Source organism: Pseudomonas sp. MF09156 (assembly GCF_059862305.1).
Genome location: NZ_JCBCUR010000001.1, coordinates 672,415 through 690,510, shown reverse-complemented (window position 1 = coordinate 690,510; position 18,096 = coordinate 672,415). Strand labels below are relative to the sequence as shown.

The following is an 18,096-nucleotide window of genomic DNA, read 5'->3' as shown; positions in this document are numbered from 1 at the left end:
AGCCCCCAGACATCGGAGCACGCTATGAGTGATCAACCAAAACGTCAGCTTGAAGAAAAATTTGTTGTCCGCCTCCCCGATGGGATGCGCGAGCGAATCGCGTTGCAAGCACGCGACAACGCCCGATCGATGAACTCAGAAATTATCTATCGATTGGAAACGACAGCCAGGCTTGAAGCTGAACTAGATCGAGCACTAAAAACAATTGATCTGCTGTTGGCTGTAGCGCCGGCTGTTGAACAGCCTGGAGCAAGAGCATGAAACCGTCGTTGGCCCAGACCATGAAAGAAAAACTGCTGCAGCCCGCGTTTGAATCAAAGTCGTCTGTTGCAGAGCGCATGAGCGACCCAATTGTCGATACGCCGATGCTGTTGTCGCTGGATGAAACACTACCCTATGACGAAAACCCACGGACGACTCGTAACCCCAAGTATGACGACATCAAAGAGTCGATCCGGCATCGAGGTCTCGACACTCCGCCTCCCGTCACCCGCAAGCCTGGCGAGGAAAAGTTTCGGATCAGGAACGGCGGCAATACGCGCTTGGCGATTCTTAATGAGCTGTACCGTGAAACCGGTGACGAGAAATTCTTTAAGTTTCACTGCCTATTCCGCCCTTGGGACGCAGTTCGTGGCGAAATTATCTCGCTTACTGGGCACCTTGCCGAAAACGATCTGCAAGGCCAGCTTCTATTTATTGAGCGGGCTATAGGGGTTGATAAAGCCAAGGCCTTGTATGAGGAAGAGGCTGGGGAGTCGATCTCACTGCGCGAGCTTTCCCGGAGACTTTCATCAGATGGATACCCAGTATCTGCATCTCATCTGAGTCGTATGAATGACACCATCCGTTACTTGCTGCCAGCAATTCCCGCAGCACTCTATTCTGGACTTGGGGCAGATCGAATCATAAAGCTGCTGTCTTTGCGCAAGACAGCCCTTCAGTGCTGGGAGCGCAATTACGTTGTACAAGAACAACACCTTGAGTTTGATACCGTCTTCCAAGATGTCCTGTCTCAATTTGAAGGCGACGCAGACGAGTTTTTATTCCAGCGGTTCCAAGACGAACTCATTGACCAACTTAGAAAACCGTTGAATCTCGGTTACGAAAAAATACTGCTGGAGATCACTCAGAACCAAGACCAACTGCGCCGTTCAACACCAATAATGGAGTTACCCCATCCCTCTATCTCGCAACTTGAGGGTCTGCAGCAATCTAACGGTACAAACAACGGTATTGAAACGAATCATAATCTGCCACAACTGCCTACAACTCATGTGGTGAAGGACACGCAAAAAACAACCACGACCTCAACGGCGCCCCCGTCATCACCAGCGGGCCAGCAGCAACTGAACCCTCCTCCGTCAGAACACCTGAGTCCGCAGGAACGACAAGCGCGTATTGATGGGCATATCGCGAGCCCAGTCAAAACGTCTCCAAGGGTCGACAAGATGAAACGGGAGGTAGCAGCGCTGGACGGCGAAGTCCTGCCCGACTTCGCGGCCAATGCCTTGGTGGCCATCCCCGTTCAGGCCGGTGGCCTGAATCCTATTTCAGACCTCTGGTACATCGAGCGCGAGATAGATAACACCATCACGCTGCGTCAGCACATTGCTCAATTGGCACGCGAAGTGGCCAGCTCTGTGAAGGCGCCAGGACAATTCCTGGATATCGACGGCGGTATCGGCTTCAGCTACCGGCACACAGATGATGAAGCTGAAGTCACTGCCACAGCCTTGCATACCTTGACGTTACTCCAGTCCTTGAGCGGCTCTATAGCCATCGCACTGAAAATGATTCAGCAGCAGCCCGATATTCACGCAGACGCCCTAACTGATTTCGAGTTTGCCGCTGGGTTAGGGCAAATCCTATTAGGCCAGCCTCATGCAGAAGATCAGTTACCAGAGAATGAAGGTCGGCTTAGCGACGGCGCACTGGTGAAGCTGTTTCGCATCATTCGGCTTGCAAGGCGCTTGATTGATTTGGAAGTCAAGTTAGTCGCAGACAGTGGTTCGAGTTCAACTACCTGACGCGGAACAACTACAAACGGGAGTCGTCATGTCCAAGACACCAATAAATGAAGCCATCCTATCTCAGGTACTTCATCACATGCGCAACGGCCAACTGAGGCGGTGCATCGAGATGGGCCTGGAGCCAGAGATATTGGCCCAGCTCCAACAACCCTCAGTGCTGAGTTTATTACTCAACACACCCGTGACCTGGTGCAACGTCACGATTGATGGGGAGATGGTAAAAAAACTTCTCACAGGCGCGCAGCGCTCTGACGAAGAGGTGCGCATGATCGAGCGCGCCCTACGACTTGGAGCAACCACTCAGATGTTGCAACAGTTCTTTGGACTATCCCCGCAGGATGTAGCCCTTCAACGCCTAATTATTGGAGTAACGGCACGTCGCGGACGGTGGAGAGAATTCAGTGAGGAGGTGGATGCTCAACTTTGGTATCGATGGACACACCTGATGCAAGAAAATCAGGTTGAGCTCGACGATAGCCTAGCGCTGCTTGACATCGCCATGCTGGTGGCAGAGGAACTCAATACGCCGCAAGATACTAGTGCCGATGAAACTGTAGAAAACCTCAGTCTCGCCATCATTTGGCATCGCGTTCAATCCTGGATAAAGGACGGGCTTTACCCCCCTACCACTAACGGTGTCCCGAGAAGGTTACCGCTAGAAACTTCACAACGTCGATCCCCGCCGACTGTGACATCGGCAGAAGGTGACCCTGTGCGATGAAGTTGTCACAACTTCCATTTTCGACGCTTTTAGACTCGGCTTCCGGTCACCTTGAGGCTCACTTGCGTCAGAAAAAAGAGACTGCGCCCCCTGGGTTTGAAGGGGCTTCGCCGTACTCTGGAATTATTTTCAGCGGAAATCCTCACGAGACGGTGCCTCGCCGACTGTTGCTGGATGATCGGCTGACGCCGCTTGAAAGAAACACCTGGCAAGTATTTCGCCTATTGATTAACGACGACGGCCTGACGGCGTTCCCCACCTATGAACAACTGCGGCCATATTTGGGTATGCAACCCGGAAGACCGGCTTCGCGTGAAACTGTGTCAAAAGCATTGGTCACTCTTCGCCTTACCCGATGGCTTAGCCTAGGACGCCGGGTACGCAATGACCTCAGTGGACAAGTGCAAGGCAACGTCTATTTGCTTCATGACGAACCGGTCACGCCGGCTGAGGCTTTAGAGTTCGACAATGACTATCTGCAGCTCCTCAAGCAGTCTATGGAACACCAGACCAAGGTAATCCGCGAGGTTGCACAAATCGCCTGGAAGGAATTCGCCGCAGATCCAGATGTTGGCCAGCGTTTACCAAGCCGTCTGGATATCATCGAAACGCGCTTGAACAACCAAGCTTGGGTGAAAACACAGACCCTCAGTGCTCTAACTGAGCCTGAGTTCGGCATCCGAACTCAGCAGAACATAGCACTGTCGTCACTGAGTTCGGATGCCGAACTCAGTAAAAAAGGAGACAAGCGCATCGCTTTAGAGCCGAGTTCGGATGCCGAACTCAGCCGTAAATCACTGGGTTCGGACTTAGTTCGGCATCCGAACTCATATAGTACGTATACAGATACAAACAATGATGTTTGTAAAAGCTCTGTACATGTACCGCCCGTGCCCGACGACGCGACTGCCGATTTGCTCAATGCATTGCACCGTCTGCCGATTGAACAAAAACAGAATGCAATCTTGGCACTGCAGAAGGTTCCGATCGAGCTGAAACCAATTCTCATAAAGCAATGGGTACACCGCTGTGACTCGGGAGGGATACGAAATCCACTGGGTTACTTGATGACACTCGTCGGTATGGCTGTCCGTGGTGACTTCAATAGCCAATGGGATCCAGCTGACAAGGCAAGATCGGACTCTGCACCTCAGAACACTTTTAGTCCGCCCCTCGTCGCAGGGCAACCGGAGAAAACGGTAGCTCTTACCCGCAGCCCTGAGTCGATCCAAACCGCGAATCAAACACTCAGCGGGATGTTGCATCTGCTAAAACCTCATCGGGGATCACACCCATGAAGCTCGGTGGTGGCAATCACGCAAGTGGTGTGGGCCGCAACACCCAGCCAGGACCCGCCATCGGTGCCGGCAGCCACGCAAGTGGTGCGGCCCGCACCACCTGGACAGGATCCGGTATAGGTGGCGGCAGCCAGGCAAGTGATGCGGCCCGCACCACCTGGACAAGATCCGGTATAGGTGGTGGCGGCCAGGCAGGTGTTGTGGCCCACAACACTTTGCCAGAGTTCGATATCGGCGGCAGTTGCCACGCAAGTGTTGTGGCCCACAACACTCTGACAGGATCCGGTATCGGAGACGGCAGCCAGGCAGGTGTTGTGGCCCACAACACTTTGCCAGAGTTCGATATCGGCGGCAGTTGCCACGCAAGTGTTGTGGCCCACAACACTCTGACAGGATCCGGTATAGGTGGCGGCAGCCAGGCAAGTGATGTGGCCCACAACACTTTGCCAGAGTTCGATATCGGCGGCAGTTGCCACGCAAGTGTTGTGGCCCACAACACTCTGACAGGATCCGGTATAGGTGGCGGCAGCCAGGCAAGTGATGCGGCCCGCACCACCTGGACAAGATCCGGTATAGGTGGCGGCAGCCAGGCAGGTGATTCGGCCCGAATCACTCTGACAGGATCCGATATCGGTACCGGCAGCCACGCAGGTGGTGTGGCCCACACCACCTGCACAGGACCCCATATCGGTGGCGGCAGCCAGGCTAACTTTCTACCTAGCCTCCCTCTATATATAGAAGCATCAACAAATCCCCTTCCATCGGGCTACGGATTTATTGCTGCGCCTGCTACAGCCAACTTGCAGCATGGGCACGTCAATCCTCTCCCCAAGGAAACACTGCACCATGGCTGACAACTTCCGGCTCAACATCGGCTCACTGCGCAGCGATGTGAAGCTCACCCTTCACACCCACCATGCAGCCCGCATCTGGATGGGACGCCCCAAAAATGACCTTAAAGTCGGCATCATCGGCTTGTCAGGGTTTTGCACTGTCATCAATCGTATGTCTCGTGGTGCCCAACAGGATGATCCGTACTCCGATTGGTGGATGATCCAGATAGAAGAAAAAATCAACGTCTCTAAAGAAGCGCTGAAAACCATCGAAGAACGCCTGGACATGGCCATGGCCTCTCTCCCCCCGGCCATCAGCATCAGCGAGAATCTTTCGATCCAGCCTGTCAGCCTACCGTTGTACATTGCCAACCCCCTCGGCTTTCAGGCCGTGTATCTGCTGACTAACTACGACGAAATTGTCAGACGCATTTTACTGGCCCAGCACGTCGGCCTCGTCGGGCGCCACGATATGGAAGCCTGGATTGATGAGGGTGCCGCAGTACTGAGAAGACTGTTTGGCCTTGCACAGATCTACAAATACTCCGGCGCTGCACGCGATGACTTCGCCGCCAACAATGCCAAGGCTGAAGCAGCCCGAAAAATGTACGAGCGTTACGGGGAGATGCCACAGGACATCCTGGAAGGCACACGCCGTTCGAACTTTGCTCCGCCCATTATTCGCGGCCAACAGCACGCCGCGGTGGATGACCACTTCGATGACGTCGAGGAAGGTTAATGAAGATGGGCCAGATCCCTTCCAATGACGGGTCGCTGCAACAGACCGCCTTCCGACCACTGCAACAGGAAGCCTTCCAGCGACTGCAACAGGCTGCCTCACTAAAAGGCCTTTTAAAGCCTTTTAAAGGTAAGGGAGAGCTGACCCAATTTGCCGATCTATGTCGAGCTCAGGCAGCGGACTTGAAAGCACTTGCCCAGGAAGTGCTGGAGCAAGCTCGATGCTATCCATTCACCCTCGTGCCGGTGCGATTGACTGAGCAGAACACCCAAGCCGGAACCCAGTTTCTGAGATGGCAGAAAGTGACAGACCGCCGGATGGGCGTGGGGGTTTGGACGGAGATGATGGGCTCACCCAGAACACCGGAATCCATGCTGCAGGACCTGTACGCGATGGAGCTGCAGCGCATCACCCTGAACATGCAGATGAGTTTGATGCACTCAATCGCCAAACAGGCCGCCGAGTGCGCTGAAAAAATGGGCCAGGCAGAGGCCGTGTATACCGCTCGACTGCAGCAGCTCACCAACCCAACGCAAGACCAATAACCTCGGAGATTACTTATGGGCACGCCCGTTCAAGGCTGGGAAGGCAATATTGGCTCGACACCGGAGTTCAAAGAATTCCCAAACGGTAACAAGGATCCGCGTCGGCTGATGCGGGCCAACGTCTACTTCGACAATTCGATTCCGGACGGTAAAGGCGGATTCGAAGATCGCGGGGGGTTCTGGGCGAACGTCGAGTGGTGGCACAAGGACGCACAACACTATTCGCAGCTTTTTCAGAAAGGAATGCGCGTCATCGTTTCAGGACGCGCCGTGATGGACCGCTGGGAGAAAGATGGCGAGGAAAATGCAGCGCTGAAAATTCAAGCCTCTCGGGTCGCCATCTTGCCGCACAGGATTGCGAGCGTGACCCTGTCACCGTCGCAGAGCCAAGGCAGCACCTCACGTGATCAATCCAGTTCGCAACCTGCACCTGATTTCGACGACTATCCGGACCCCGACCGCCCGTTCTGAATTCCAGGGGCTTAATTTTGGCGCCCCATTCGTGATGCTGGTGGTGGAGGGAGATGACTTACCGTCGCTCCCTCCTCGTTCGTGAAGTCTGAAGGTGTACAACAATGTGGGACGATGAGGAGGTGAGGTGTCCAGATGGCTGGCTTCTGGTGGCTGCAGACCATCCTAAGTTGGGCCGTCTCTATTGGCGGTACTGTGATGAGCGCGACGTAAACGCAGCAGATTTCTACGGTATCACCGAGAATATCCAACTCGCCTCCTGGATAAAGGCTGGTTGGCGTGATAAAGACGTCTGGGCTGACGACTACAGTGACATGAGCTCAATGGTCGCACGAAGATTCATACAAGAGCTTTTAAATCCAGATCGCTACGACACCAACTACTTCGAACTTTTCAACTGGGATGAAGAGTCCGAGGATCTTGAACTTCACGGCGATTTACACGATCTGCAGGTACGAAGTGGTCAGTCGATTGAGTTATTCGTACATTGGCTGAGGGCAGCCAACTGGTTCGACACCCCGGCATCTGCCTGCAACACTTTCCCTTAAAAAATCGCGCCATGCGCGGATCTGCTGGTAGATGAATTTGAGCATCGAGGAGCAACCGGCATGGGTGATAACGCTTCATTGACTAAAACTGCTGACAGACGACGCTGCAACAATCCTCATTTGACGGTTTTTGCTACTGGTGTGACCGCTGCGCGGAAAGGGCTACGGGTGTATGACTGCCCTTACCAACACCCCGCTATGCGTGCGTCGTGGCTAAAGGGCTTTGCCCAGGCACAGCAGCTATCGCTGGACCTATAGCCGCATAATGCTCTCCCCCGCGTATTGACCATTTCCTATTGAAGCCCTACCCGCCTGACGCAACAGTTCCACTCTGATTATTTTGAGAGGGACACACCGTGAAGCTATTGATCATCGAGGCACCTGGTAAGCTGAAAAAGCTCCAGCCAATGATGAAGAAGCTACGCCCAGGCGAAGACTGGCAGGTGGTTGCCAGTGGTGGGCACATCCGCGACCTGCCGGCCAAAGGTCAGGACGACACCATGATCACCACCGGAGTACGTAAAAACTACACACCGGTGTATGAGATCCTGGATAAGAGCGACAGGGCCGTCAAAACCATCAAAGCCGCAGCGAAACAGGCCAGTGAAATTTACCTCGCAACAGACCCTGATCGTGAAGGTGAAAGCATCAGCTGGCACATCCAGCAGGTTTTGGCGGTCAAAACCTACAAACGCATTACCTTCAACGAAATCACCCTCAAGCGTGTTGAAGAGGCACTGGCCAATCCTCGACAAATCGATCTGAACAGGGTTGCCTCACAGGAATGCCGCCGTGTTCTTGACCGCCTGGTGGGTTATCTCGTGACTCAGGAGCTACGCCGCCTGATGGGCAAACCCACTTCCGCAGGCCGCGTCCAATCACCGGCAGTCTATCTGGTGGTTTTACGCGAACGCGAGATCCGCAATTTTAAGGTGATCAATCATTTTGGTGTGCGCCTGAACTTTATGGATATGAATCAGGGCACCACTTGGTATGCTGAATGGCAACCGGTACCGGATTTTGCGACTAAAGACTTTCCTTACGTTCAGGATGCCAATCTGGCCCAATTAGTCGCCGGCACACGCAATGTCGTCGTCGAGTCATGTGAAAACCGCAAGGCCGAGCGCCACCCACCGGCACCCTTCATCTCTTCGACCCTACAGCAAGCGGCCAGCAACGCCTTGAAATGGGATCCGGACAAGACCATGCAAGTCGCCCAGCGACTGTATGAACAAGGCGTTATCACCTACCACCGAACGGATAACCCTAACGTCCCAGACGAAGCCATGGACGATATTCGAACGGTTGCTAAAGCCCTCGGGATGACGGCCGTCGACGAACGGAGAACGTTTAAGTCCGCGGAAGGCGCTCAGGAAGGCCATCCAGCCATCACCCCGACTTACTGGGCTGATGCCAAAGCAGGTGAAAATGACGATGAGCTCGCTCTGTACAAGTTGATATGGGTGCGGGCTCTGGCAAGCCAGCTCGAAGCGGCAATCTTTGACGTACGCACGGTGAAACTGCTCGCAGTTGGACCTAGCGGTAAGGCGCTTAGATTTGGCGCGACAGGTGAAACTCTTTTTCATCCCGGTTGGAGGAAAATGCTCAAGGGCGACGACACCGACGATGAGGAAGACTCCAAGACTGACAACCCTGTTCCTGCACTCTCCCACAAACAGATTCTTTCAGTACACAGCGGCGAACTGCTGAAGAAGAAAACCCAACCACCATCACGCTACACCAAGGCCAGCCTGATCAAAGAAATGGAACGGCGCGGTATTGGTCGACCCAGCACATTCGCGTCGATCTTGAAGAACATCACCAGCAAGGGCTTGATCGAGGAGAAAAGCCGCAAGCTTGTACCGGCCACGCTGGGGGAGGAAACGATCGCCAAACTCGAAGGGTTCTTCGGTTTCGTGGAGCTGGATTTTACACGGGAGCTCGAACGCGACCTGGACAAAATCGCCCAGGGCAAGGACACCTATGGAGCTGTCGTTGCGCGCCTGCACAGCCGCCTGGAACAGGAACTGTCACAGCAACGTGGAGTGCCTAGTGTACCCATGGCGTCCAATCCCCGGCCAGCCGCCACCGGCCAAACTTACATCTGCCCCAAGTGCAATCAGCCTCTCGCAAGACGACAGAAGAAAGGGGACGGCGCGTATGATTTCTGGGGCTGCACCGGCTTTAGGTCGAATGGCTGCAAAGTCAGTTTCCCCACACTGAATGGCAAGCCAGACTTCAGCAAACCCAAAGGGGTCTAGACGGTTGGAAAAAACACTCTATGTTAGTTTGCTGTCCATTGTGGTAACTGTGCCTGACCCTAACCATTATCAAGCGCACAGGACAGTTGACATACATGGCAACTATGTCATCATTAGCCGACTACTCAGCCCCGTACGCAGCGATTCAGTTCGCTGGCTGTTGGGGTGAAGAAACCGGCCTAGCGCCGGTTTTTTCGTTTCTAAGGACTGAAAATCTTGCGCACAGCGTGCTTTGTAGACGGCTACAACCTGTTTTACGGCCTACTCGCAGGCACACCCTTCAAGTGGCTCGATCTCCCGTCGTTGCTGGAGCACATTCTGCGTGTCGAGCATCCCGACAACACTCTAGCATCGGTTAGATTTTTCACCTCGGGTGTGAAACCTTCACTCGCCAGCCGTGGTATCCAGTCGAAAGAGGCTCAAGACAGTTATCTACGCGCCTTGATTGCACGAGGTGTTGACGTAACTTACGGGCGCCATCAATTAGAGTCAGGCAAAGCTCCTCGTTTTGTTAATAAAAACACCCCTGCGTCAAGACTTGATCAAGTCGATATCTGGAAGCTTGAAGAAAAGGAAACGGACGTTCACATCGCAATCAGCATGTATCGGCTTGCAGCTCGCCAAGCGAGTCTCGTTCAGGAGGAACGTATCCAGCAGGTTGTGTTGGTTTCAGCTGATACCGACATGACTCCAGCCTTGCGAGCGCTTCGAGAGGACTTTCCAGACCTCAAAATTGGGGTGATTTTGCCGCATAGAGAAGGCATCAAACGCACCATACCTGGATCCCTTAAACATCATTCACATTGGATGCGACACATCGTTACAACTGAAGAACTTTCCACGTATCAGTTCCCAAATCGTGTAGCGACTCTAAAAAAGCCAGCAATTAAGCCTGACTACTGGTAAATCCAAACCGGTACTGCGAAAAGCTCTCGCTTTGTGGTACTCGACAAAGTCTAAATCACTGTAACCGGCCAGCAAACACACCTTTCTGACCCCACCGCCAAAGGCGATGGTGTCCACCTATTTAAGTGGACACCACTTCTAGCCTTTTAAGAGGGTCTTTCATGCAGCCACAACGCCGTTCCTATTCCAGGTCGTTCAAGGCCCAAGTCATTCAAGAGTGCGCCCAACCTGGGGCCTCGATTGCCAACGTTGCGCTGAGCCACAGCCTCAACGCGAACCTCGTCCACAAGTGGATTCGGCTGCAAACGCAGAAAAGCATGGCGCTGCATCCCGCTTTTGTTTCACTGCCCATGCCACTCGCCAGCACTGAGTCGCAATCGGCATCATCGACTATCAGCGTTGAGATCCAGCATCCGCGCGGCACCGTTAAAGTGAACTGGCCAACTGAAAGTGCTGCTGCCTGTGCAACCTTTCTTCGAGACCTGTTGCGATGATTCGTATCGACGCCATCTGGCTCGCCACTGAGCCCATGGACATGCGCGCCGGCACTGACACAGCGCTGGCGCGGGTGGTGGCCGTGTTCGGTGCGGCGCAGCCGCACTGTGCTTATCTGTTTGCCAACCGCCGCGCCAATCGCATGAAAGTGCTGGTGCACGATGGGTTGGGCATCTGGCTGGCGGCGCGCCGACTGCATCAAGGCAAATTTTTCTGGCCGGGATCTCGGCACGGCTCGCAGATGGAATTGGGTGCCGAACAACTGCATGCCCTGGTGCTGGGTTTACCTTGGCAAAGAGTTGGGCAAAACAGTGCGATTACCCTGATGTAATCACTGCCATGGCCAGCGTCGCCGTGCAATTGTCCGATGAGCCTATCGTCAGTGTTGGCCTGTTCTGACAAAATCGGCGGCATGACTTTGCTTCCTGATTTCGACCAATTAAACCCTGAACAACTGCGCGCTATCGCCGCGCAGCTGATGCAGCGTGTCGAGACTCTCGATCAAAAAGTCGAGTCCATGGACAAGCAGATCCATCACTACAAAACGGTCAACGACAAGCTGACCCACGAGATCGCACAGCTCAAGCGTTTCAAGTTTGCCAAGCGCAGCGAGCAGCTAAATCCGTATCAAACCAGCCTGCTCGATGACGTGATCGATGCCGATATCGCGGCCATCGAAGCCGAGCTTGAGACGTTGCAACCCGCTCCAGCCCCGACCGTGGCTCGGCAAAAACCTAAACGCACCGCCTTGCCGCCCGAGTTTCCACGCACGCCCATCCATCACGAACCGGACAACACTCACTGCCAATGCGGCTGCGCCCTCAAGCGTATCGGCGAGGATGTCAGCGAGAAACTCGACTACACGCCCGGCGTGTTCACGGTTGAACAACACATCCGTGGCAAGTGGGTCTGTGAGGACTGCGAGACCCTGATCCAGGCACCTGTTCCTGCGCAGGTCATCGATAAAGGCATCCCCACAGCAGGTTTGCTGGCTCAAGTGATGATCGCCAAATACGGTGATCATTTGCCACTGTACCGTCAGGAAAAGATCTTTGGCCGGGCCGGCCTCGCCATCCCGCGCTCGACCTTGGCGCAGTGGGTCGGCACTTGCGGTGTGCAACTGCAACCACTGGTTGATGCTCTGCGCGAAGTGGTGCTTGGACACAACGTGGTGCACGCCGATGAAACGCCGGTACAGGTGCTCATGCCTGGCTCGAAGAAAACCCATCGGGCCTACGTCTGGGCCTATGCAACCACCGCGTCTGCCGATATCCGCGCAGTGGTGTACGACTTCAGCCCCAGCCGCTCGGGCGAACATGCACGCAACTTCCTGCAAGACTGGAAGGGCAAGCTGGTCTGCGATGATTTTGGTGGTTACAAAGCCAGTTTTGCACTCGGTGTCACTGAAATCGGCTGCATGGCCCATGCGCGGCGTAAGTTCTTCGACCTGCACGCCACGAACAAAAGCACGCTCGCCGAGCAAGCTCTGCGCTATATCCAGTTGCTGTACGAAATCGAAAGTGAAATCCGCGATTTGGAGCCCGATGTACGGCGACGAATACGACAAGAAAAAGCCGTCCCCGTGATGAACATGCTGCACACTTGGATGATCGCCCAGCGCGAGCTGGTACACGAGGGTGTGGCCATCGCCAAGGCCCTGGATTACAGCCTGAAACGCTGGACGGCGTTGTCACGTTATCTGGATGACGGCGCGGTGCCTATTGATAACAACCACATCGAGCAGCAAATCCGGCCATGGGCGCTCGGACGCAAGAACTGGCTCTTTGCAGGGTCGTTACGCAGCGGACAACGCGCGGCTGCGCTGATGAGTTTGATCCAATCGGCCAAGCTTAACGGGCATGATCCGTATGCTTATCTCAAGGATGTGCTGATGCGGCTGCCGACGCAGCGCGCCAGTGAGATCGCCGAGTTGTTGCCGCATAACTGGCTGCCGTTACGCAACCTGTAATGCCCGTTCGCTTACAAATCACTCACGTGGGCGTTATGCATTAACGCTGGAACCTCCCCCTCCCGTGACCGACATTCCTCTGCGAATCGCAGAGGAGGTCATAGGTGACTACGCTAAAAAGACAATCGGTATCAGAGCTGACTAAACTTGAACCAAAGTTGAAGAAGTTCTCTGAGCGCCAGATTGAAGTCGCACAAACCTGGGCCTTACATTTTCGGATAACCCCCTCTCAACTGACCTCTTTCATCGAGCGGTATCTGAACTCAACCGCCTACACTCGCTGCTGGTGCGTGGCACTGGGCAGTACAGATGGAAGAGCTCGCCCGGCATTAGCCAGAGTCGGCAACCTGCTTCAATACTTCGATGGCCAACGCCTGATGGCCTGCAGGATTAACGCAAAAGACCGCGTTCATCGAAAAAAACCAACCGCCTCGGTAGCTCAGCAGTTGGTACTCAGGTTTAAGGCGCGCTGGTACGCGGACGTACTGCTGACATCGTTCTGCAAATCTGCAAGAGAGGCCGCAAAAGCGCTTTCAGTGGAAGATTTAGGAGGCTTCGGTCGTAGGGGTTTTGACTCAATGGTCAGCAACAACCGTTACTTCAATCCGCGCACCCAGTTTTACCTGGCCCAGATGGGTAGCACCTTGAAGCAGTTTTGCCAGTGCCTGGACCAAGAGCTTTTGTTCGCCATTCGCTCGGCCCAGTGCCCCTCTCCCAAGCTTTATAACTGGCTGACCCAAGGCGATCGTAAACGTCGCCTTCAAGCGCTGAAAGCCCAACCCGTTCTGATCCCGCTCGTTGTCTTGGGTGAGCATTGGCCATGGCCCTGGGACGATCAGGAACGGGTTTACATGAGCAGCCCGTGGGACGAGCTTCAAGAGTGTCAGCCGAACTGGAGCGACGACGGTTCTATGAACCGAGCGCAGGCCTGCCTGATGGGCCGCATCGCGGACACCGGCCTGCCCCTTAACGATACGCTGGCATGGCTACTACAAACTCCACGCTCATCGATTCGTTACCTGGGCCAACAACGTGTGTTCGATACCGGCAGTGCATTGACTCGAATAAGTCGCGAAGGTCCGGAGACCCCGTGGCATCGATTGCTGCTTGGAGCCTCAATGGGCAACCGCCGCCCGTCCACCAAAGCACAGTGGAAAACATTCTTTGACACGTTGGATAAAGTCCCCTTCCAGCTGCGTGAGCAAACGCAGGATTGGAACAGGCTGTTCTCAGGATGCCCGACTGACTGGTCCAACCCTGAGTGGCCTCAAATTGCAGGAAACCTGCAAGATCTCAATGAGGTTTTTAACAACATCAATGAGTGCCATGGAACTGTTGGCAGGGAAGCTCTTCAACGAGTTAAGCGGTTTGTTAGCTCTGCCACCTACCTCCAGATCGCCAGCCTGGTGACTGATTTTCATCAGGCGCTGGTAGAAATCCGTACAGCTCTGGATGCAACACAATCCCAGACACAGGCAGAGTCCATCAGTTCTTGGACTCCATTACTGGATGAACCCGGAGTGATACTTGCGCCCAATGGCTTGCAAATCATTGAACTCATATGTCCTGCAGATCTTGATGAAGAGTCCAGGTCACTGGGTCATTGCATCCACAGCTATGACTACAGCGCCTTTGGGGGCTATTGTCGATTAGTTTCAATTCGTGAAAACGGGCGCTCATTGGCCTCTGCAGAGATTCAATTGCACACTGAAAAACATTATGAAAACACGCCAACAAAGTGGACCCGGAAACACTTGGTGATGACGCAATTGCGGGGAGAACATAACAAAACACCCAAGAGCGGCTCCAATGTCGATCAAGCCTTCAAGTGGTTTTGGGCCAACCTAAAAACAGGGCAACTCCCCACGAACCTTGAATGGCCAGACCTGACACAATCCATCACGCGCTACACAAATAACAATCGAAAAACACTTCATGCCCAAGCCTGCGCGGAATGGGTCAACCAACGGCTGAGTAGAGCATGAGTCGCCCGCGCCTGATGAATCGGCGGCTGGACTTGGTCGAAAAAGTCATTTTTGATGGCTACGACTTCGGCATACTGCTGCAGTACGTCGAGGGAGCCAACCGCCTTTTTCTTGAGCGTGACGGATTCTACATCCGCCGTGCCGAGCATCCCCTACATCGCTATTGGCGTTTGCCCAAAGGTAAATTGCTCGATGACCTGGACCTGCTCTTCCACCGTCTGATGGAGTTGACAGAGAACCGCTTCAACGAAAGCTGGCAGACCTTCTCTGCAAAGCTGGCAGCAGCGCAGCGAGCCCCGGATCGCCAAGCCTTTATCTGGGGACTGACATTGCGAATTGCACCACTGGCTAAGGGAGGCATTTTGCTGTCGGGTGACTACCACCCTGGAGCAGTCGCCGTCTCTCGGCGTATGCACGGTATTTTCCTCGGACAATCCAAGTCCTGGCGCATCGATGCCAGTACCGAACTAGTGCGCAGTAACCTCATCCTGGAGCTGGGGCTGTCTGAGGATCAGTTCGAGATCCTCGACACCGTGCAGGAACTGCTGACTGACGGATCTATTGTTCCCGCTGATGAAATCACCCGTATCAATCTCGGAGGCCCGCCACAAGAACGTGCTGCTCAGCCTGGTAACGAAGACGTTTCAACCGACGTGTACCTTGCCGCTGTGCCATCCATTGAACGGACCGAGTTCACCACTGAACAAATCGATCAGGCCTTGGCGGGTCATTCTTTACTGGGACATCAACCAGCTGGCATCCGGCACTTGCTGCAACGGACCAGCGCTTTACTCGCGGATGATATGGGCCTCGGCAAAACACGCCAGGCAATTATTGCCGCCGCTGTTCGAGCGGCCGATAGACCTATCTTGGTCATCACACTGTCGACGCTGATCATTAACTGGCAACGCGAAATCCAGATGGTGTATCCCGACGCAAAGATCTGCCAACAGGCCTTTGATCCTGCGTCACAGTGGATTATCACCAACTATGAACGCCTGGGCGATTTTGTACTGCAGGCAGGCCACTTTGAAGTGATGATCATTGACGAGGCTCATCGCCTGAAAGAACCTACCGCTGCATGGACCCGCCACGGATTCGACATCGCGGCCAAGGTGCCCAATCGTTACTTACTGACCGGAACACCGGTCCTTAATCGAGAATCGGAACTTCACACGCTTCTGCGGCTTTCCGGTCACCCCGTTGGGAAGCTGTCTCTCAAGGAGTTCTGCGAACAGTTCGCCGGCAGCCAGGACTTTCGCAAGAACCTACGGGACGCGATTGGTGACTGGATGCTTCGTCGACGTAAAGATGTGCTGCCGGGACTCAAGGGCAAGCAGCGGCAAACACTGCCGGTGGAGCTGTCTCTCGAAGAGCGCCGTGAATATGATCGGATACGTCTCGAAGACAGGCCTAGCCTAGCTAGACTGGGGTCACTGCGCCAGTTACTGGAGCAGGTGAAGGTTCGCGTCGTCATGGAGCTGCTGTGCGAACTGGACGCGGAGGACAAGGTTATCTTGTTCTGTGAGTTCAAAGACACCGTAGGGACGTTGCGCGCTCAATGCGAGCATGCCGACTACGGTTGTGTCACGGTGGCTGGCAGTGACTCTGTGGGCAAGCGGCAGAAAGCGATCGACAAATTTCAAAGCGATCCTGATACCCGCATCTTCGCAGCCACCACCTCCGCTGCCGGTACCGGCAACAACCTGACCGCTGCCAACTACGTTATGTTCCTGGGATTACCCTGGACACCCGGATTACAGGATCAGGCTGAGGACAGAGCCTACAGGAATGGGCAGCTACGGATGGTCGTGGTGAAAATTCCTCTGGTGGAAAACACCATTGATCAAATGCTGTGGCAAATGTTGCTGGATAAACGACAACTAGCGAGCGACCTCATTGAGCCAGATGCAGCCGCCAACGCCAGGGCCGAGTTGTCGGCCAGCTTGTGAAACAGCGCCGATAGAGAAATCCCAACCGCTTGAACAATTCAATTCAGGCTGAATTGAAATTGCACAGAGACCAGCATGGCTGTATCGAATCCATTGCTGTTTTTAGGAGCCCTACATGAAATTCGCCCAACCAGCCCCGACGCTGGGCTACAGGAAAAATCTCATTCTGCATGCGCTCATGGAAATTGAGCTGCTGTGCGAGCTTGCTCAAACAGTCGCACCTTCGCTCAACGAAGAACTCAAGAAGCAAATCGCCGAACAAGAGAGCTTCTGCGAAATGGTCACTTCAATGGCATCACACTGCCTCAACCAAAAACTCATCGTGCCAGCCTATTTTGTAGACTCAGTTATGGATGAGCTGGACCGATTCCCCTTTAGCTACGAAGAAATAACAACAGTTCTAAACTCTCGCCTGAAAGAAGCGCTGTTATCGCAACTTTGACCGCGCCATGTCCACACGACGCTTACGCTTCATGTAAAAGTTGAAAAACTTGGCGCCATCAAGAACAATCTTCTTCTGGTAAAGATGCTCGGCAGCGTCGACATCTGCACCAGGTGGAACTTCCACAATCCGCATAATAATAGCTTCATTACCACCGTCCTTCACGGACTCGGCATGCCCGTAAAACATTAATCTAATTTTGCTGCGACTGCCTTCCTCCCTCTTAATGTAGTAATTACTATGAAACTGCTTAGTTGAAAAACCTTTTGAGTTCTTTCCTATCGCATCGGCAATTTCCTTACTTACCGAGCAACCAAATATATCTTTAGACTCTGTCATGTATGCGAAAGCATAAGGAAGGTTATATAGATTGATAGCTGAGTACTCATACCCCCTATTCTTTGAAAAATCATCCAGCATATCTTCTACTATCGAGTCTTGGAATTTTACTCCCGTATCACTTTCAATAAAGTTCATCACTAAATCGAACGCTTCTATCAGTGCGTTCTTGACCTCATCACTTTGTCCTTGACGAGCTGGGGGACGTCTCTTCTTCTCGTCCATCCTGGCCGGGTTGGCAAGGGGGCAATTTAGATACTTGTGCTCATGATACTGAGCAACACCCGGGACATCCCCTTTATTATGCTTAGCATAGAAACTCCCGCTACGGGTTTCCGTTGCGGTTCTGTTCACCATTAGGACCGGATTCTGGCAAGACGGACAGAGCGCGTACGAATTCATCTTGCCTCCAAAACTTTGAATGTATGGAGGCTTTCGGTTCGTACGGCTGTAGAAAATATCCTCAGTCAGAGGAATCGCTTCGGTAGGATTGGTGATCAGCGCAAACACATTCATTGAGTCTCTCCTAAAGCTTCATTTCTGAGCCCAGCAACCATCGTCA

Annotated in this window: 19 protein-coding genes; 18 read left to right on the top strand and 1 reads right to left on the bottom strand. The window is 53.8% G+C overall.

Annotated features, from left to right (window positions below; all coding sequences use genetic code 11):
• The first annotated feature begins 24 nt into the window (after positions 1-24).
• The 18 genes from AC19YY_RS03235 to AC19YY_RS03150 all read left to right on the top strand — a co-directional run bounded on the left by AC19YY_RS03235 (position 25) and on the right by AC19YY_RS03150 (position 17,195).
• A complete protein-coding gene (locus AC19YY_RS03235; RefSeq protein ID WP_272889213.1) occupies positions 25-261 on the top strand; it encodes an Arc family DNA-binding protein in 237 nt (78 codons plus the stop codon).
• Positions 258-2,027: a ParB family protein gene (locus AC19YY_RS03230; RefSeq protein WP_236362024.1), complete on the top strand. Its 1,770-nt coding sequence runs from the start codon at positions 258-260 to the stop codon at positions 2,025-2,027. Before AC19YY_RS03235 ends, AC19YY_RS03230 begins: the two co-directional genes overlap by 4 nt.
• A 28-nt stretch (positions 2,028-2,055) precedes the next feature.
• Complete coding sequence (locus AC19YY_RS03225; protein ID WP_236362020.1) at positions 2,056-2,751, top strand: DUF2857 domain-containing protein; 696 nt, start codon at positions 2,056-2,058, stop codon at positions 2,749-2,751.
• Positions 2,748-4,049 (top strand): STY4528 family pathogenicity island replication protein, encoded by a 1,302-nt coding sequence (locus tag AC19YY_RS03220; protein ID WP_236384326.1) that lies wholly within the window; start codon positions 2,748-2,750, stop codon positions 4,047-4,049. Before AC19YY_RS03225 ends, AC19YY_RS03220 begins: the two co-directional genes overlap by 4 nt.
• A gap of 200 nt (positions 4,050-4,249) precedes the next feature.
• Positions 4,250-4,903 carry a hypothetical protein gene (locus AC19YY_RS03215; RefSeq protein ID WP_236408495.1) on the top strand — a complete coding sequence of 218 codons (654 nt, stop codon included), beginning with the start codon at positions 4,250-4,252 and terminating at the stop codon, positions 4,901-4,903.
• Positions 4,896-5,621 carry a PFL_4669 family integrating conjugative element protein gene (locus tag AC19YY_RS03210; protein ID WP_093235594.1) on the top strand — a complete coding sequence of 242 codons (726 nt, stop codon included), beginning with the start codon at positions 4,896-4,898 and terminating at the stop codon, positions 5,619-5,621. Before AC19YY_RS03215 ends, AC19YY_RS03210 begins: the two co-directional genes overlap by 8 nt.
• Positions 5,622-5,626: 5 nt before the next feature.
• Positions 5,627-6,166, top strand: coding sequence for a DUF3158 family protein (locus AC19YY_RS03205; RefSeq protein ID WP_236362212.1), 540 nt, complete (start codon positions 5,627-5,629; stop codon positions 6,164-6,166).
• A gap of 15 nt (positions 6,167-6,181) precedes the next feature.
• Entirely contained in the window at positions 6,182-6,637 is a 456-nt protein-coding gene (locus AC19YY_RS03200; RefSeq protein WP_236362210.1) for a single-stranded DNA-binding protein, read from the top strand.
• 104 nt (positions 6,638-6,741) lie between these two features.
• Positions 6,742-7,185: a hypothetical protein gene (locus tag AC19YY_RS03195; protein WP_236362209.1), complete on the top strand. Its 444-nt coding sequence runs from the start codon at positions 6,742-6,744 to the stop codon at positions 7,183-7,185.
• A gap of 60 nt (positions 7,186-7,245) precedes the next feature.
• Positions 7,246-7,443 carry a CrpP family ICE-associated protein gene (locus AC19YY_RS03190; RefSeq protein ID WP_236362207.1) on the top strand — a complete coding sequence of 66 codons (198 nt, stop codon included), beginning with the start codon at positions 7,246-7,248 and terminating at the stop codon, positions 7,441-7,443.
• Between the two features lie 98 nt (positions 7,444-7,541).
• Positions 7,542-9,446 carry a type I DNA topoisomerase gene (gene topA, locus AC19YY_RS03185; RefSeq protein WP_236362205.1) on the top strand — a complete coding sequence of 635 codons (1,905 nt, stop codon included), beginning with the start codon at positions 7,542-7,544 and terminating at the stop codon, positions 9,444-9,446.
• Positions 9,447-9,662: 216 nt separating this feature from the next.
• The gene (locus tag AC19YY_RS03180; RefSeq protein ID WP_236362203.1) at positions 9,663-10,352 is read left to right on the top strand and encodes an NYN domain-containing protein; all 690 of its coding nucleotides are present in this window, start codon (positions 9,663-9,665) and stop codon (positions 10,350-10,352) included.
• A gap of 161 nt (positions 10,353-10,513) precedes the next feature.
• Positions 10,514-10,846, top strand: coding sequence for an IS66-like element accessory protein TnpA (gene tnpA / locus AC19YY_RS03175; RefSeq protein WP_019818068.1), 333 nt, complete (start codon positions 10,514-10,516; stop codon positions 10,844-10,846).
• Positions 10,843-11,178, top strand: coding sequence for an IS66 family insertion sequence element accessory protein TnpB (tnpB, locus tag AC19YY_RS03170; protein ID WP_019719038.1), 336 nt, complete (start codon positions 10,843-10,845; stop codon positions 11,176-11,178). The genes tnpA and tnpB overlap by 4 nt, the downstream gene beginning before the upstream one ends.
• A gap of 81 nt (positions 11,179-11,259) precedes the next feature.
• The gene (gene tnpC / locus AC19YY_RS03165) at positions 11,260-12,816 is read left to right on the top strand and encodes an IS66 family transposase (RefSeq protein ID WP_019818069.1); all 1,557 of its coding nucleotides are present in this window, start codon (positions 11,260-11,262) and stop codon (positions 12,814-12,816) included.
• Between the two features lie 104 nt (positions 12,817-12,920).
• The gene (locus AC19YY_RS03160) at positions 12,921-14,801 is read left to right on the top strand and encodes a hypothetical protein (RefSeq protein ID WP_236362422.1); all 1,881 of its coding nucleotides are present in this window, start codon (positions 12,921-12,923) and stop codon (positions 14,799-14,801) included.
• A complete protein-coding gene (locus tag AC19YY_RS03155) occupies positions 14,798-16,753 on the top strand; it encodes a DEAD/DEAH box helicase (protein ID WP_236384477.1) in 1,956 nt (651 codons plus the stop codon). The genes AC19YY_RS03160 and AC19YY_RS03155 overlap by 4 nt, the downstream gene beginning before the upstream one ends.
• Positions 16,754-16,868: 115 nt before the next feature.
• Positions 16,869-17,195: a hypothetical protein gene (locus tag AC19YY_RS03150; protein WP_236384476.1), complete on the top strand. Its 327-nt coding sequence runs from the start codon at positions 16,869-16,871 to the stop codon at positions 17,193-17,195.
• On the opposite strand, the gene AC19YY_RS03145 is transcribed toward AC19YY_RS03150, so the two are convergent.
• A complete protein-coding gene (locus AC19YY_RS03145) occupies positions 17,181-18,050 on the bottom strand; it encodes a hypothetical protein (protein WP_236384475.1) in 870 nt (289 codons plus the stop codon). The genes AC19YY_RS03150 and AC19YY_RS03145 overlap by 15 nt on opposite strands.
• Between the last annotated feature and the right edge of the window lie 46 nt (positions 18,051-18,096).

Bases quoted from the DNA above. Each gene is read 5' to 3' on its own strand.
- AC19YY_RS03235 (WP_272889213.1), top strand. From the start codon at position 25: ATGAGTGATCAACCAAAACGTCAGCTTGAAGAAAAATTTGTTGTCCGC.
- AC19YY_RS03230 (WP_236362024.1), top strand. From the start codon at position 258: ATGAAACCGTCGTTGGCCCAGACCATGAAAGAAAAACTGCTGCAGCCC.
- AC19YY_RS03225 (WP_236362020.1), top strand. From the start codon at position 2,056: ATGTCCAAGACACCAATAAATGAAGCCATCCTATCTCAGGTACTTCAT.
- AC19YY_RS03220 (WP_236384326.1), top strand. From the start codon at position 2,748: ATGAAGTTGTCACAACTTCCATTTTCGACGCTTTTAGACTCGGCTTCC.
- AC19YY_RS03210 (WP_093235594.1), top strand. From the start codon at position 4,896: ATGGCTGACAACTTCCGGCTCAACATCGGCTCACTGCGCAGCGATGTG.
- AC19YY_RS03205 (WP_236362212.1), top strand. From the start codon at position 5,627: ATGGGCCAGATCCCTTCCAATGACGGGTCGCTGCAACAGACCGCCTTC.
- AC19YY_RS03200 (WP_236362210.1), top strand. From the start codon at position 6,182: ATGGGCACGCCCGTTCAAGGCTGGGAAGGCAATATTGGCTCGACACCG.
- AC19YY_RS03195 (WP_236362209.1), top strand. From the start codon at position 6,742: ATGTGGGACGATGAGGAGGTGAGGTGTCCAGATGGCTGGCTTCTGGTG.
- AC19YY_RS03190 (WP_236362207.1), top strand. From the start codon at position 7,246: ATGGGTGATAACGCTTCATTGACTAAAACTGCTGACAGACGACGCTGC.
- tnpA (WP_019818068.1), top strand. From the start codon at position 10,514: ATGCAGCCACAACGCCGTTCCTATTCCAGGTCGTTCAAGGCCCAAGTC.
- tnpB (WP_019719038.1), top strand. From the start codon at position 10,843: ATGATTCGTATCGACGCCATCTGGCTCGCCACTGAGCCCATGGACATG.
- tnpC (WP_019818069.1), top strand. From the start codon at position 11,260: ATGACTTTGCTTCCTGATTTCGACCAATTAAACCCTGAACAACTGCGC.
- AC19YY_RS03155 (WP_236384477.1), top strand. From the start codon at position 14,798: ATGAGTCGCCCGCGCCTGATGAATCGGCGGCTGGACTTGGTCGAAAAA.
- AC19YY_RS03150 (WP_236384476.1), top strand. From the start codon at position 16,869: ATGAAATTCGCCCAACCAGCCCCGACGCTGGGCTACAGGAAAAATCTC.
- AC19YY_RS03145 (WP_236384475.1), bottom strand. From the start codon at position 18,050: ATGAATGTGTTTGCGCTGATCACCAATCCTACCGAAGCGATTCCTCTG.